The 14,111-nt window shown below is 60.6% G+C and carries 14 protein-coding genes; all 14 read right to left on the minus strand.

Annotation, left to right across the window (positions count from 1 at the left end; translation table 11 throughout):
• Nucleotides 1-319: 319 nt before the first annotated feature.
• A complete protein-coding gene (lipA, locus tag DA373_RS06705) occupies nucleotides 320-1,285 on the minus strand; it encodes a lipoyl synthase (RefSeq protein WP_107851554.1) in 966 nt (321 codons plus the stop codon).
• Nucleotides 1,282-1,935, minus strand: a complete 654-nt coding sequence (gene lipB, locus DA373_RS06710; RefSeq protein WP_107851555.1) for a lipoyl(octanoyl) transferase LipB — start codon at nucleotides 1,933-1,935, stop codon at nucleotides 1,282-1,284. Before lipB ends, lipA begins: the two co-directional genes overlap by 4 nt.
• Nucleotides 1,936-1,944: 9 nt before the next feature.
• Entirely contained in the window at nucleotides 1,945-2,208 is a 264-nt protein-coding gene (ybeD, locus tag DA373_RS06715) for a DUF493 family protein YbeD (protein ID WP_107851556.1), read from the minus strand.
• A 166-nt stretch (nucleotides 2,209-2,374) separates the two neighbouring features.
• Nucleotides 2,375-3,547, minus strand: a complete 1,173-nt coding sequence (locus tag DA373_RS06720; protein ID WP_107851557.1) for a serine hydrolase — start codon at nucleotides 3,545-3,547, stop codon at nucleotides 2,375-2,377.
• 72 nt (nucleotides 3,548-3,619) lie between these two features.
• A complete protein-coding gene (locus DA373_RS06725; RefSeq protein ID WP_107851558.1) occupies nucleotides 3,620-4,456 on the minus strand; it encodes a septal ring lytic transglycosylase RlpA family protein in 837 nt (278 codons plus the stop codon).
• Nucleotides 4,440-5,411, minus strand: a complete 972-nt coding sequence (mltB, locus tag DA373_RS06730; protein WP_232821212.1) for a lytic murein transglycosylase B — start codon at nucleotides 5,409-5,411, stop codon at nucleotides 4,440-4,442. Before mltB ends, DA373_RS06725 begins: the two co-directional genes overlap by 17 nt.
• A gap of 18 nt (nucleotides 5,412-5,429) precedes the next feature.
• Nucleotides 5,430-6,530 (minus strand): rod shape-determining protein RodA, encoded by a 1,101-nt coding sequence (gene rodA, locus DA373_RS06735; protein ID WP_107851560.1) that lies wholly within the window; start codon nucleotides 6,528-6,530, stop codon nucleotides 5,430-5,432.
• Nucleotides 6,523-8,412, minus strand: a complete 1,890-nt coding sequence (gene mrdA / locus DA373_RS06740; protein ID WP_107851561.1) for a penicillin-binding protein 2 — start codon at nucleotides 8,410-8,412, stop codon at nucleotides 6,523-6,525. Before mrdA ends, rodA begins: the two co-directional genes overlap by 8 nt.
• A 3-nt stretch (nucleotides 8,413-8,415) precedes the next feature.
• Complete coding sequence (gene rlmH, locus DA373_RS06745) at nucleotides 8,416-8,886, minus strand: 23S rRNA (pseudouridine(1915)-N(3))-methyltransferase RlmH (protein ID WP_107851562.1); 471 nt, start codon at nucleotides 8,884-8,886, stop codon at nucleotides 8,416-8,418.
• The gene (gene rsfS / locus DA373_RS06750; protein ID WP_107851563.1) at nucleotides 8,883-9,227 is read right to left on the minus strand and encodes a ribosome silencing factor; all 345 of its coding nucleotides are present in this window, start codon (nucleotides 9,225-9,227) and stop codon (nucleotides 8,883-8,885) included. The genes rlmH and rsfS overlap by 4 nt, the downstream gene beginning before the upstream one ends.
• Nucleotides 9,228-9,258: 31 nt before the next feature.
• Nucleotides 9,259-9,906 (minus strand): nicotinate-nucleotide adenylyltransferase, encoded by a 648-nt coding sequence (gene nadD / locus DA373_RS06755; protein ID WP_107851564.1) that lies wholly within the window; start codon nucleotides 9,904-9,906, stop codon nucleotides 9,259-9,261.
• Nucleotides 9,903-10,925, minus strand: a complete 1,023-nt coding sequence (gene holA / locus DA373_RS06760; protein ID WP_107851565.1) for a DNA polymerase III subunit delta — start codon at nucleotides 10,923-10,925, stop codon at nucleotides 9,903-9,905. Before holA ends, nadD begins: the two co-directional genes overlap by 4 nt.
• A complete protein-coding gene (locus DA373_RS06765) occupies nucleotides 10,925-11,413 on the minus strand; it encodes an LPS-assembly lipoprotein LptE (protein WP_107851566.1) in 489 nt (162 codons plus the stop codon). The genes holA and DA373_RS06765 overlap by 1 nt, the downstream gene beginning before the upstream one ends.
• A gap of 92 nt (nucleotides 11,414-11,505) precedes the next feature.
• Entirely contained in the window at nucleotides 11,506-14,085 is a 2,580-nt protein-coding gene (gene leuS / locus DA373_RS06770; RefSeq protein ID WP_107851567.1) for a leucine--tRNA ligase, read from the minus strand.
• Nucleotides 14,086-14,111: the final 26 nt, after the last annotated feature.

Genomic DNA, 14,111 nt, shown 5'->3' on the forward strand with positions numbered 1-14,111 from the left:
GGGTACAAACCGCCGTTCCGGCACATCCGCATGGCGAGCTGGCGAAATGCGCGAAGCCCATTAGCCAGTTATGCGATGCCAAACCGCTGGTTCCAGGAACTGGGTCTGGTTAATCTTGAAGAGGTCAGGACAGGGTATGTGTTCAGCCCACAGGCTGAATAAAAGTAGGCATGAGCCGTATACGAGGTCCGTACGTACGGTTCTGTGAGAGGGATGAGGCGGTAACGCCTCACCCTACTCGATGTGTCTGATGGGGATGACGGAAGGGCTGGACTTTTCTCCTCACCCCTCACCCCTCACCCCTCACCCCTCACGGGGGTTATTTCACTTCCACACCCTGCGCCTGCAGATCGGCGTGGTAGGACGAACGCACAAAGGGGCCACAGGCGGCGTGGGTAAAGCCGATGCTGTCGGCCACTTCCTTCAGCTCGTCGAACTCGGCGGGCGGCACATAGCGCTTCACCGGCAGGTGATGACGGCTGGGCTGCAGGTACTGGCCCAGGGTCAGCATGGTGACATTGTGCTCACGCAGATCCTTGAGCACTTCCACGATTTCCTCGTTGGTCTCGCCCAGGCCCATCATCAGGCCGGACTTGGTGGCCACCTGAGGGTGCATTTCCTTGAACCGGCGCAGCAGCTCCAGCGACCACTTGTAGTCGGCGCCGGGACGAGCCACCCGGTACAGGCGCGGGGCGGTTTCCAGGTTGTGGTTGAACACGTCCGGCGGCGTGTCCTTGAGGATCTCCAGGGCGGTGTCCATGCGACCACGGAAGTCCGGGGTCAGAATTTCAATTTTGGTGTTCGGGCTCTGCTCGCGAATGGCGCGAATGCAGTCGGCGAAGTGCTGGGCTCCGCCATCCCGCAGATCGTCTCTGTCCACCGAGGTGATCACCACGTATTTCAGGCCCAGCTCCTTGATGGTCTTGGCCAGCTTGGCGGGCTCTTCCGGATCCACCGGCAGCGGGCGGCCGTGGGCCACGTCGCAGAAGGGGCAACGGCGGGTACAGATGGCCCCCAGGATCATAAAGGTGGCGGTGCCGTGGTTGAAACACTCGGCCAGGTTGGGGCAGGAGGCCTCTTCACAAACCGAGTGCAGTTTGTTCTCGCGCATGATGTTCTTGAGGCCCTGTATGCGCTGGTTGCTGGGAGGAAGCTTGATCTTCATCCACTCCGGCTTGCGCAGCACTTCCTCTTCCTGCTCGGGCATGTATTTGACCGGGATCAGGGCCATCTTGTCGGCGTCGCGCAATTTTACGCCGGGTTCGACGCGTACGGGTTTGCTCATAGTTTTACTTTCTCTGTGGTGTAGTAGAGATGTTGATAGCCCAGCCGGTTTGCCAGCAGGGGCACCAGGCGGGACTGGGCTTCGTCGAGAGTCTGGGGGCCACCCAGAGCACAGCACTGGGTCATGGCCATGCCCGCATAGCCGCAAGGGTTGATGCGCAGAAAAGGATTCAGATCCATGTTGACGTTCAGTGCCAGGCCATGAAAGGAACAGCCTCGCCGCACCCGCAGGCCGAGAGAGGCGATCTTGCTGTCGTCTACATAGACGCCCGGGGCATCGGGTTTGGCATAGGCCTCGATATTGTATTCACCCAGCAGGCTGACGATGGACTCTTCCATGGCGGTGACCAGATTGCGTACACCGAGTTTTTTGCGGCGCACGTCGAGCAGCAGATATAACACCAGCTGGCCCGGGCCATGGTAGGTGACCTGACCACCGCGATCGGCCTGTACCACGGGAATGTCACCGGCGTTGAGCACATGCTCGGCCTTGCCGGCCTGCCCCTGAGTAAACACCGGCAGGTGCTCCACCAGCCAGAATTCATCACCCGTATCCTGATCGCGCAGATCGGTGAAATTCTGCATGGTGTGCCAGACGTGCTCGTATGACGCCAGCCCCCAGTGCCTGATGGTGAGTTTGTCCTGCTGCATGAATGGGCCTCAGAGAACGTACTTGACCAGCTCAATGTTGCCCAGCTCTCGGTACAAAAGCTCGACATGTTCCTTGCTCTGTACCATGACCTGTACGCTGACAGAGTGGTAATTGCCCTTGCTGCTGGGGCGCACCTGAGGGCTGTAGTCACCGGGGGCGTGTTGCTGCAGCACTTCGACTACCAGGTCGGGCAGACGTTCATCGGCCAGGCCCAGCACCTTGAACGGAAAGCGACAGGGGAATTCAAGCAACTCATCAAATTTGGTATTCATGGCAACCTTTGAAACAGCGGTATTCGATTGGGGATGGAGGTAATTTCCATCACCTGTGTCGCATTTTTATCATAAAACCGGCTAATTCGAAACCGGCAACTTGCAGGGGATTCGGGCTGTGGAAGAAAAGTGAAAGGGCCGGCAGAACACCGGCCCCGGATTCGAATCAGTTGAACAGTCCCTGTACCAGCAGGGTAATGTAATCGATCAGCCGGCTGAACAGACCGCCCTGTTCAATGTCTTCCAGTGCCACCAGGGGCACGGTGGCCACGTCCTGATCACCCAGGCGCAGGTGCAGGGTGCCTACCTGCTGACCCTTGGCCAGCGGCGCTTTCAGCGCCTGATCCAGGGTGAAATCGGCTTTCAGGCTCTGGGCCTGGCCCCGGGGAATGGTCACTGCGACTGCCTTGTCCACGCCGAGGGCGACGGTATTCTTGTCGCCCATCCAGATTTTCTGGTCCACCAGCTTGCTGCCGGCCTCGTAGGGGGTCAGGGTCTGGTAGAAGCGGAAGCCGTAGGTCAGCAGTTTTTTGCTTTCCGCGGCCCGGGCCCGCTCGCTGGCGGCGCCCATGACCACGGCAATCAGGCGCATGTCGTCCTTGGTGGCGGAAGACACCAGGTTGTAACCCACGGCGCTGACGTGGCCGGTCTTGATGCCGTCCACGTTAAGGGACTGATCCCACAGCAGGGTATTGCGGTTATGCTGGGTGATGCCGTTATAGGTAAACGACTTTTCGGCGTAGATGGCATATTCCTCGGGAACATCCCGGATCAGCGCCTGGCCCAGCAGCGCCATATCATAGGCGGTGGTATACATGTCGTCGCTGTGCAGGCCATGGGGCGTCACAAAATGGCTGTCTTTCATCCCCAGGCGGGCGGCCCAGGAGTTCATCAGATCGGCAAAGGAGTTGACGCTGCCGGCCAGATGCTCGGCCACGGCAACGGTGGCGTCGTTGCCGGACTGAATAATGATGCCCCGGTTGAGGTCGTCAATGCTGACCTGCTTGCCCACTTCCAGGAACATCACCGAGGAGCCGGGAAAGTTCTGGGCCCAGGCGGCTTCGCTGATGGTGACCAGATCGTCGCGCTTGACCTTGCCTTCTTCCAGCGCCTGACCAAGCACATAGGATGTGAGCATTTTGGTCAGACTGGCCGGCGGCAGTTTCTGATCGGCATTTTCCGCTACCAGTACCTGGCCGCTGGCGTAGTCCATCAGTATGTAAGACTTGGCGGCAATGGCCGGCGGCTCGGGGATCATGGGCGCTGAGGTTTGTGCCTGGGCGGCAAAGGACATCAGGCCGGCAAGGGCGAGAGTAGACAGAGTGTTAACCGTACGCATAAGGTGAGTCAGACCCTTTGTTTAAATAATGAATTGGCGTGAATTGCCGTTTTAAGATGAATTGCGCTGTGTTTAGTTCAGGAAATATGCCTGTTCAAATCCCTCGGCGATCAGCCGGGTCAGAATATCGTCCGTTTGAGTGACCGGAATGGGCCCCATCTGCAACCGATACCATTCGGAACCCTGCTCTACCCGGGCCGGAAAACCATACTCCTTGCTCAGGCGGGCGGCAAGCGCTCTGGCCTTGTCGCCGGAGCGGGTGGCCAGCAGCTGAATATGGCGGCCCGGTCCCTTGTTGGCCAGACGCAGGTCTTCCTTGCTGGGAGCCATTTTTATCAGTTCCACTTTTACCGGCGCCGTGCCTTTGCCGAGCATGCCCAGCCGCCAGGCAGCGGCGTAGGACAGGTCGATAACGCGGCCATCGTGAAAGGGACCGCGATCATTGACCCGCACCACCACCTGCTTGCCGTTTTCGGTATTGGTCACCCGTACGAATGACGGCAGCGGCAGGTTTTTATGGGCTGCGGTCATGGTATACATGTCGTATACCTCGCCGTTGGAAGTATGGTAACCGTGAAACTTGGCGCCATACCAGGAGGCTGTGCCTTCGTCCTGGTAATTCTCTATGTCACGCCATACTTCGTAGTCCTGACCCCATACGTTGTAGTCCTTGTTGCCCTGACGGCTGTAGGGCTCATAACGCGGCACGGCATCCTTCACGTGGGACATGTCGGGCATTTCCCCCGGCGCCATGTCCTTGCGCATGCTGTAACGGCCACCGGCGGTCTCCCGGTCGTAGGCATCGTCCCTGGTCTGCGGCTTTTCGGGCTGGGAGCTGCAGGCTGCCAGCAGCAAAACAGCCAGAGGCAGCAACGCTCGCGGGCGCAAGAAGTTAACGCTGTTGTTCATAGGCCTGCCTGATCTCTTCACTCAGTTGATAAACCGCCATGGCGTAAAGCGGACTGCGATTATAGCGGGTAATCACATAGAAGTTATGGCGCACCACCCAGTATTCGGGGCCGTCGGCACCGTCGAGCCTGAGCAGCTTGACCGGCGTGTCCGGAGCGAGTTCGGCATTTGTGCTGACCCCGGCGGCGGCCAGCTCGGCCCAGCTGTAGTCAAGTTCCAGCGTGTCGGAGAGCAGCGCCCCGGCGGCCTGTTCGTCGGCCACGCGGGCAGGGTGAGCCACCGGCTCGCCCGGCTGCCACTTGTGCTGGTGAAAGTAGTTGGCCACGCTGCCGATGGCATCGGTGGCGTCAAACAGGTTGGTATGGCCGTCCTGGTTGAAGTCCACCGCATAATGGCGGTAGCTGGAGGAAATGAACTGGCCCATGCCCATGGCGCCGGCGTAGGAGCCTTTTTGCTCGTCCAGTGCCCATTGCTGCTCGCCGGCCAGTTTCAGGTAGTGCCCCAGCTCGGAGCGGAAAAAGGCGCCCCGGGGCGGGTAGTGAAAGCCGAGGGTATAGAGCGCGTCGAGCACCTTGTGGCTGCCCATATGAGCGCCGTAGTAGGTTTCCACCCCGATAATGGCGGCAATGATTTGTGCCGGCACCTGAAACTCCTGCCCGGCCCGGGCCAGCAGTGGCTGATGCTCCTGCCAGAAAGCGGCACCCTGCTCGATGCGCTTGTCGGTGAGAAAGATGGGCCGGTACTGGTGCCAGGGCTTGGCTTCGGCGGGCCGGGTCATGGCATCGATGATCGATTGCTGATAATGCGCCTGCGCCAGGGCCTGATTAAGCGCATCCTGGCTCAGTTCAAATTTGCCGGCCAGTTCATTCAGCCACTGCTGCTGCTCCGGCACGGTCGGTGCCGCCGAGGCGGACATTGATAACCACACTGCCACTGAAAGAAGGGCGAGGCGCATTTACGGGTTCCTTGTTTGTTATTTCGCCAACAGGCGCTTGTGAGTATGAACGGACATGAGAATGCCAAATCCGGCCATCAGTGTCACCATGGAGGTGCCGCCAAAGCTTATCAGTGGCAGTGGTACGCCGACTACCGGCAGCAGGCCGCTGACCATGCCGATGTTGACGAATACATAGACGAAAAAGGTCAGGGTGAGGGCGCCCGCCAGCAGCCGGGGAAAGGCCCCCTGAGCCTGCACCGAGATCTGCAGGCCGCGACCGATAATAAACAGATACATCAGCATCAGCAGGCAGACACCCACCAGACCAAACTCCTCGGCCAGCACCGCAAAAATGAAGTCGGTATGACGCTCGGGCAGAAACTCCAGCTGGGACTGGGTGCCGTGCAGCCAGCCCTTGCCCCAGAGGCCGCCGGAGCCGATGGCAATCTTGGACTGAATGATATGGTATCCGGCTCCCAGGGGATCGCTTTCCGGGTTGAGCAGAGTCAGTACCCGTCGCTTTTGGTAGTCGTGCATCAGAAAGTACCACAGCGCCGGCAGAAAGGCGGCCAGTCCCGCCAGCGCCAGCAGGATCAACCGCCAGGGCAGACCGGCCAGAAAAATCACGAACAGCCCGGAGGCGGCCACCAGCACCGAAGTGCCCAGGTCCGGCTGCTTGGCGATCAGCAGGGTGGGAACCAGCACCAGCACAAAGGCGATGGCCACATGCAGCAGGCCGGGGGGCAGCGGGTAGCGGCTGATGTAGGCGGCGATGGTGATGGGCATGGCCAGCTTGAGGGCTTCCGAGGGCTGAAAACGGAAGCTGCCGATTTCCAGCCAGCGCTGGGCACCCTTGCCAATATCACCCACCAGCAGCACCAGTATCAGCAATATGATCCCGATAATGAACACCGGCGGCGCCCAGCGGGCGTAAAAACCGGGTGGCAGCTGGGCCAGCACGATCATGACGGTGAGTGACAGGCCAATACGCATGCCCTGGCGGGTGACCGCCTGCAGATCTTCACCGGTGGCCGAATACAGGATCACCATGCTGGCGGACAGCAGCAGCAACAGCCCGGCCAGCAGCGGCCAGTCCAGGTGCAGGCGCTCGCCCAGGGTGCGACGGTGCTTATTCATGGTTGATGGATTCCTCGTCGGGCTTTGACTGTTCGGGGAGCAGATAGGCGTCGAGCATGGCCCGGGCGACAGGTGCGGCATGGGAACTGCCACCGCCGACGTTTTCCAGCACCACGGAGACCACCGCTTCGGGGTGCTCATAGGGAGCAAAGGCCACAAACAGGGCGTTGTCGCGCAGGTGTTCCTTGGTGCTTTCGTGATCGTATTGCTGGTTTTCCGCCAGGCTGAATACCTGGGCCGTGCCCGACTTGCCGGCGGCCACATAGGGGGTGCCGGTAAAGGCGCGGCGCGCCGTGCCTTCGTTGCCGTTTACTACCCGCCACATGCCGGTGAGCGCCACCTTCCAGTAATTGTCCTGCCTGAGCACAATGGGCTCGCCGTGGCTGACGGGCATGGGCACCCGGCTGCCGTTGATGGCGATGGCATTGAGCAGGCGGGGGTGAACCGTGTCACCGTGATCCACCATGATGGAAGTGGCCCGGGCCAGCTGCAGCGGAGTGGCGGTCCAGTAGCCCTGGCCTATGCCCACCGATATGGTGTCGCCCTGATACCAGGGTTGCTTGTGGCGGCGTTGTTTCCAGTCCCGTGACGGCATGGTGCCACTGCTTTCTTCATGCAGATCGATGCCCGAGGCCTGGCCAAAGCCAAAGCGGCTCATGTAGTCGTGAATGGTGTCTATGCCGGTCCGGTAGGCCAGGTCGTAGAAAAAGGTATCGGCGGAAATCTCGATGGCCCGGTACACGTCCATCCAGCCATGACCCCAGCGCCGCCAGTCGCGGAACTTGCGTTTGGTGTTGGGAATCTGAAAATAGGGACCGCCGAAATAGCGGGTTCCCGGGGTGATGGCGCCCTCGTTCAGCCCCATCACCGACAGCATGGGCTTGACCGTGGAGGCGGGGGCGTAAATGCCCTGGCTGGCGCGGTTGATCAGCGGCCGGTCGGGGTTTTGCAGCAACGCCCGGTAGTCGGGACCGCTGATGCCGTGCACAAACAGGTTGGGATCGTAGCTAGGGTTGGAAATAATGGCCCGTACCTGACCGTCTTTAGGGGTCATCAGCACGATGGCGCCGCGCTTTCCTTCAAGCAGTGTCTGGGCGTGCTGCTGCAGCCGAATATCCAGGTTCAGATAGATGTCACTGCCGGGCACCGGGGGCTCGTATTTGAGGGTCCGGATCACCCGGCCGCGGTTGTTGACCTCTACTTCCTGGTAGCCCACGTGACCATGCAGCAGATCCTCGTAATAACGTTCCACGCCCAGTTTGCCGATATCCCGGGTGGCGGCATAGTTGGCCAGCTTGTTGTCTTCCCGCAGCCGCTCTACATCGCGGTCGTTGATTTTGGCCATGTAACCCAGCACGTGGGTCAGGGTGTCCTTGAAGGGATAGTAACGCTTGAGGTAGGCCTCGATGGCGGCACCGGGAAACTTGTGCTGGTTGATGCTGAACAGCGCCACCTGATCTTCATTCAGCCGGCTGACCAGCACCACCGGATTAAAGCGACGCTGGCGACGGACGTCATGGAAAAAACGCTCTCGAATATCGGGGTCAAGATCCAGCAGCTCGATCAGGGCATCGACGGTGGCGTCCAGATCGCCGGCCTTTTCCGGGGTGATTTCCAGGCTGTAGATGGGGCGGTTTTCCGCCAGCAGCACGCCGTTGCGATCAAAGATCAGGCCCCGGGTGGGGGCAATGGGCACCACCTTGATACGATTATCGTTGGAGCGGGTCTGATAACTCTGATGCTGGTTTACCTGCAGATGGTACAGGTTGGCAAACAGGACCCCCATCAGCACCACAATACCGATAAAGGACACCAGAGTACGGCGCCAGTGCAGGGATGTCTCGGCGACATGATCGCGCATTTTTACCCGGGACCTGGCCATGACTTACTCCCGGTGATAGGGGTGGTTGTTGTTGATGCTCCATGCACGGTAAAGACTTTCCGCCGCCAGCACCCGCACCAGGGGATGAGGCAGGGTCAGCGGCGACAGCGACCAGCTTTGCTCGGCCGCGGCCTTGCACGCCGGCGCCAGCCCCTCGGGGCCGCCAATCAGAATGGCCACGTCGCGGCCGTCGTGTTGCCAGCGGGTCAGCTGACCGGCCAGTTGCTCCGTGGTCCAGGGCTTGCCGGGAATATCCAGGGTTACAATGCAGGCTGATTTGTTGATGGCAGCCAGCATCTGCTCGCCTTCCCTGTGCAGAATGCGATCGATATCGGCGTTCTTGCCCCGTTTGCCGGCGGCAATTTCGGTGAGTTCCAGAGGCATGTCCCGGGGAAAGCGGCGCTGGTATTCCTGAAAGCCCGTGGTAACCCAGGCCGGCATTCTGGTGCCGACCGCCACCAGCTGCAGTTTCATCCGGCCATGGCTCCGGCCGTGCTGCCGCCCCAGAGTTTTTCCAGCTGATAAAAGTCGCGGGTTTCTTCCTGCATCACGTGCACGATGGCTTCACCCAGATCGACCAGAACCCACTCGCCGGCGCCCTGGCCCTCAACACCCAGCAGGTGCAGGCCGGCGTGTTTGGCTTCGGTGGCCAGGTGATCGGCAATGGAGTTGACGTGGCGGCTGGAATTGCCAGAGCAGATGATCATGCAGTCGGTGATGGTGGATTTGCCGGTGACATCCAGTACCTGAATATCGCGGGCCTTGAGATCGTCCAGTTTGTCGACGATAAAGTCGTGCAGTGCTTTGTCTTGCAAGAGCGCATTCTCCTCAATGAAACAATGTGAATTATACCACGGACCCGGTATAGAGTCCCTGTTGTCGAATGTAGTCCGTTACTGCGTCCGGCAACAAATACTGGGGATTGTTCCCGTTACGAATACAGTCGCGGATCTGGGTGGACGACACGTCCAGCTCGGGGTTGTCGAGCAGAAAAATATGGCCGGCGGGCGCGCGGTGAATGCGTTCCCGATCCCGGGTGCCGTGGCGCTGGAACAACTCGTTCACCGCGTCGTTAAATTCGGGCTGCCAGCCGGGTCTGTGGCTCACCACCAGATGAGCCTGGTCCAGCAGCTCCTGCCAGCGGTGCCAGCGATCCAGGCTGCAGAATGAGTCCATGCCCATGATAAAGCACAGCGGACGGCGGCCCAGCTCCCGGCGCAGCTCCATCAGGGTGTCGATGGTATAGGACGGCGTGGTGCGGTTAAGCTCGCGTTCGTCCACGGTCAGCCCGGGGGTGGCCGCGGCCGCCAGTCTGGCCATGGCCAGGCGGTGCCGGGGCGCACTGTCGGGCGTGGCGCGGTGCGGTGGAATATGATTGGGCAGCAGACGAACTTCACTCAGGCCCAGTTGCTCCTGAGCCTGAATGGCGGTGCGCAAATGGCCGGCGTGAATGGGGTCAAAGGTGCCCCCCAGTAATCCAATGGGTGAGGTCATGGCAATATAACGGGGTCTTTGTCGTCAAGAAAGCCAACGCACAATGCCTGCAGCCAGCGCCAGGCGCTGTCGTCATCAAACTCCGCCACGGCGGTATCGGCGGCAGCAAGCATGCGTGAAAGGGCGTTGAGCTTGGTGGCTGAAAGCCGGTTCAGCGCCGCCTGCATCAGCGGCTGGCGGCTGGACCAGATATGCAGGTGTCCGGCAGCCTGATGAAAGGACTGGCCGCAGGCCAGTGCCGCCCGCAGCTCGTGCAGCGTATTGAGCTCTCTGGCCAGCAGATGGCAGAGCATGCCCGCTTCCACCCCTTCCTGACGCAGTTGCAGCAGAATGCGGCAGCCCCGCTTCACCTTGCCCTGCAGCAGCGGGTCCAGCAGCTGAAAGGGGTTGAAGTGGTAGTGAGGCTGAACATGCTGCTGCAGGGTTGCCAGCGTCAGCGGCTGGGGCAGGTTGAGCAGGGACAGTTTTTCTATTTCGCCGGTGGCGGCCAGCAGGTTGCCTTCAAAGGCCAGAGTCAGCCAGTGCAGGGCATCGGGCTCGGCGGCCAGATGATGACGACGCAGCCGCAGCTCCAGCCAGCGGGCCAGATGACGGGCATCGGGGGTAAAAACCGGTACCACAGGACCGGCTTCGGCCAGGGCCTTGTACCAGGCGGTTTTCTGTTGCTGCTGGTTAAGGCGGGTCCCACTGATCAGCAGCAATAAATCGGAATGACACTGGCGCAGCAGCTCCCGCAGCCGGTCCGAACCGGTGCGGTCCAGTTTGTCCGGCAGCCTCAGTTCGATGATCTGCCGGCTGCTGAACAGGCTCAGGGTCTGGCTGGCATCAAAAATGGCATCCCAGTCCAGCCCCTCGTCGGCATCGAACCTGTGGCGTTCGTCAAAGCCCTGGGTCCGTGCAGCCCGGCGCAGCTCGTCGAGGGCTTCCTGTTTGAGCAGGGGCTCGTCGCCATAAACGAAATAGCAGGGCGCCAGCCCTGCTTTAAGATGTTTGCCCAGTTGCTCGGGATAAAGACGCATCAGAACGACAGGCGACTCAGCTGACGCAGGATCTGCTCGGCAGCTTCATGCTCCATCTGCTCGCGCAACTGTTGCTGCTCCCGGCTGGAAGCCAGGGCCTGAGCCGATTTGTCGAGAAAGCTGCGGTTAAAGGCCACGTTGAACACCTGACGGGGCTCCTCGGGCATGTCCAGGGTAAAGCGGGTGCCAAAGCGCATGGCGTACTCCAGCGTATCGCCAGTGGGTTTGACCGACGCAGCGGTATTGCCCTGACCCAGACCCGAGATGGTGAGTACCGGCGTGTTACCGTCGTTTTCCACCAGCACCACGCCGGCGCGCAGCAGCCGGGCCGACACCAGCCGGTAGAACTGGCTCTTGTCGTCGCCGCTGAGCACCAGCCGCTGCAGCTGTGGCGGCAGGTTGTCGCCGCCGCGCAGCTGAAAACCGCAGCCGGTGATCAGCATCAGGCTCAGTGACAACAGCACTATGGCCTTGATTCGAGTGAGCATAACAACTCCTTGATTCTGCCGTGAGGGGGGAGGTGTCAGGAGTGAGGGGATGTTGGCTCCTCACTCCTTTCTCCTCACCCCTCACAGTCTGGTCAGTTGGCCACGATATTCAGCAGTTTGCCGGGCACGTAGATGACCTTGCGAATGGTCTTGCCGTCCAGGTGGCGGGCCACGTTGTCGTCGGCCTTGCCGGCGCTTTCAACTGCGTCCTTGTCGGCATCGGCGGGCACGGTAATCTTGCCCCGCACCTTGCCATTCACCTGCACCACCACCAGCTTCTCGTCTTCTACCAGGGCATCGGTATCCACCACCGGCCAGGCGGCGTGATCGATGTCGTTGTGGCCCAGAGCCTGCCACAGCTCAAAGCAGGTGTGCGGCACGATGGGATGCAGCATCACCACCACGGCTTCCAGTGCTTCCTGCAGCAGGGCGCGGTTCTGCCCGTCGCTCATGTCCACTTTTGCCAGGTGGTTCATCAGCTCCATGATGGCGGCGATGGCGGTGTTGAAGGTCTGGCGGCGGCCGATGTCATCGCTCACCTTGGCAATGGTCTTGTGCAGCTCCCGGCGCAGGGTTTTCTGCTCATTGCTCAGGCCGGCCAGGTTCAGGGCCGGGGCGGCACCGCGGGACTGATGCTCAAACACCAGTTTCCACAGCCGCTTGAGGAAGCGCTGTGCGCCTTCCACGCCGGAGTCGGACCATTCCAGGGTCATGTCGGCAGGGGAGGCGAACATCATGAACAGACGCACGGTGTCGGCGCCGTACTTGTCCACCATCACCTGGGGATCGATGCCGTTGTTCTTGGACTTGGACATCTTGGTCATGCCGGTATGCACCAGCTCGCGGCCGTCCTTGTCGATAGCCTTGCTGATGCGGCCCTTTTCGTCCCGCTCCACGGTCACGTCCAGCGGGCTGACCCAGGTGCGGGCGCCCTTGTCGTCGGTGTAGTAGAAGGCGTCGGCCAGCACCATGCCCTGACACAGCAGGCGCTTGAACGGCTCGTCGGATTCCACCAGGCCGGTGTCGCGCAGCAGCTTGTGGAAGAAGCGGGCGTAGAGCAGGTGCATACAGGCATGCTCGATGCCGCCGATGTACTGATCCACCGGCAGCCAGTAGTTGGCTTTTTCCACGTCCAGCATGCCCTGATCGTATTCCGGGCTGCAATAGCGGGCGTAATACCAGGACGACTCCATAAAGGTGTCAAAGGTGTCGGTTTCACGCAGCGCCGGCTGACCGTTATAAGTGGTTTTGGCCCACTCGGGATCCGCCTTGATCGGGCTCTGAATGCCGTCCATCACCACGTCTTCCGGCAGCACGACCGGCAGGGAGTCTTCCGGCGCGCCGACCACGGTGCCGTCTTCCAGGTTGAGCATGGGAATGGGCGCGCCCCAGTAACGCTGGCGGCTTACGCCCCAGTCACGCAGGCGGAAGTTGACGGTCTTGTGGCCCAGACCTTTTTCTTCCAGAGTGGCGGCGATGGCATCAAAGGCCTGCTCGAAGTCCATGCCGTCGAACTCGCCGGAGTCGAACAGCAGGCCTTTTTCGGTGTAGGCCTCGGTGCTCACGTCGAGCTCGCTGCCATCGGCGGGCTTGATAACGGGTACGATATCGAGGCCGTATTTGCCGGCAAACTCATAATCGCGTTGATCGTGGGCGGGCACCGCCATCACGGCGCCGGAGCCGTAATCCATCAGCACAAAGTTGGCGACCCATACCGGTACCTGCTTGCCGGTGAGCGGGTGCACCGCCATCAGGCCGGTGGCCATGCCCTTTTTCTCCATGGTGGCCATTTCGGCCTCGGCCACCTTGTTGTGCTTGCAGTCGTCAATAAAGGCGGCAAGCTCAGGGTTGTTTTCGGCGGCTTTTGCAGCCAGCGGGTGGCCGGCGGCAATGCCGACGTAGGTGACGCCGAACAGGGTGTCAGGGCGGGTGGTGTACACCTCAAAGCTGTCGTCACTGCCGGCCACGTCAAAGCGCAGGGTCACGCCTTCGCTGCGGCCAATCCAGTTGCGCTGCATGGTCTTGACCTGCTCGGGCCAGCCTTCCAGCTCATCGATGTCGCGCAGCAGCTCGTCGGCGTACTCGGTGATCTTGATAAACCACTGGGGAATTTCCTTCTGCTCCACCGGGGTGTCGCAGCGCCAGCAGCAGCCGTCATTAACCTGCTCGTTGGCGAGCACGGTTTCGTCGTTGGGGCACCAGTTGACGGACGAGGTTTTTTTGTACACCAGGCCCTTTTCATACAACTTGGTAAAGAACCACTGCTCCCAGCGGTAATACTCCGGCGTACAGGTGGCCAGCTCCCGGTCCCAGTCGTAACCAAAGCCCAGCCGCTTGAGCTGGTTTTTCATGTAGTCGATGTTTTCGTAGGTCCAGGGGGCCGGCGCCGTCTTGTTGTTGATGGCGGCGTTTTCGGCGGGCAGGCCAAAGGCATCCCAGCCGATGGGTTGCAGCACGTTTTTGCCTTGCAGCCGTTGATAGCGGGAGATAACGTCGCCTATGGTGTAGTTACGGACGTGCCCCATATGTAGCCGACCTGAAGGGTAGGGGAACATCGACAGACAGTAGAACTTGTCTTTGCCGGCTTGTTCGGTGGCCTTGAAGGTCTGCTGCGCGTCCCAGTGGCGTTGCACCTGGGGCTCGATATTCTGGGGATTGTATTGCTCTTGCATTATGACGTCCGGTTCCGTAAATGAGT

This window comes from Oceanimonas marisflavi, assembly GCF_003049725.1.
Taxonomy (GTDB): Bacteria; Pseudomonadota; Gammaproteobacteria; order Enterobacterales; family Aeromonadaceae; genus Oceanimonas; species Oceanimonas marisflavi.

Excerpts from the sequence above, each read along its gene's own strand:
- lipA (WP_107851554.1), bottom strand. The coding sequence starts at position 1,285 with ATGAGCAAACCCGTACGCGTCGAACCCGGCGTAAAATTGCGCGACGCC.
- lipB (WP_107851555.1), bottom strand. The coding sequence starts at position 1,935 with ATGCAGCAGGACAAACTCACCATCAGGCACTGGGGGCTGGCGTCATAC.
- ybeD (WP_107851556.1), bottom strand. The coding sequence starts at position 2,208 with ATGAATACCAAATTTGATGAGTTGCTTGAATTCCCCTGTCGCTTTCCG.
- DA373_RS06720 (WP_107851557.1), bottom strand. The coding sequence starts at position 3,547 with ATGCGTACGGTTAACACTCTGTCTACTCTCGCCCTTGCCGGCCTGATG.
- DA373_RS06725 (WP_107851558.1), bottom strand. The coding sequence starts at position 4,456 with ATGAACAACAGCGTTAACTTCTTGCGCCCGCGAGCGTTGCTGCCTCTG.
- mltB (WP_232821212.1), bottom strand. The coding sequence starts at position 5,411 with ATGCGCCTCGCCCTTCTTTCAGTGGCAGTGTGGTTATCAATGTCCGCC.
- rodA (WP_107851560.1), bottom strand. The coding sequence starts at position 6,530 with ATGAATAAGCACCGTCGCACCCTGGGCGAGCGCCTGCACCTGGACTGG.
- mrdA (WP_107851561.1), bottom strand. The coding sequence starts at position 8,412 with ATGGCCAGGTCCCGGGTAAAAATGCGCGATCATGTCGCCGAGACATCC.
- rlmH (WP_107851562.1), bottom strand. The coding sequence starts at position 8,886 with ATGAAACTGCAGCTGGTGGCGGTCGGCACCAGAATGCCGGCCTGGGTT.
- nadD (WP_107851564.1), bottom strand. The coding sequence starts at position 9,906 with ATGACCTCACCCATTGGATTACTGGGGGGCACCTTTGACCCCATTCAC.
- holA (WP_107851565.1), bottom strand. The coding sequence starts at position 10,925 with ATGCGTCTTTATCCCGAGCAACTGGGCAAACATCTTAAAGCAGGGCTG.
- DA373_RS06765 (WP_107851566.1), bottom strand. The coding sequence starts at position 11,413 with ATGCTCACTCGAATCAAGGCCATAGTGCTGTTGTCACTGAGCCTGATG.
- leuS (WP_107851567.1), bottom strand. The coding sequence starts at position 14,085 with ATGCAAGAGCAATACAATCCCCAGAATATCGAGCCCCAGGTGCAACGC.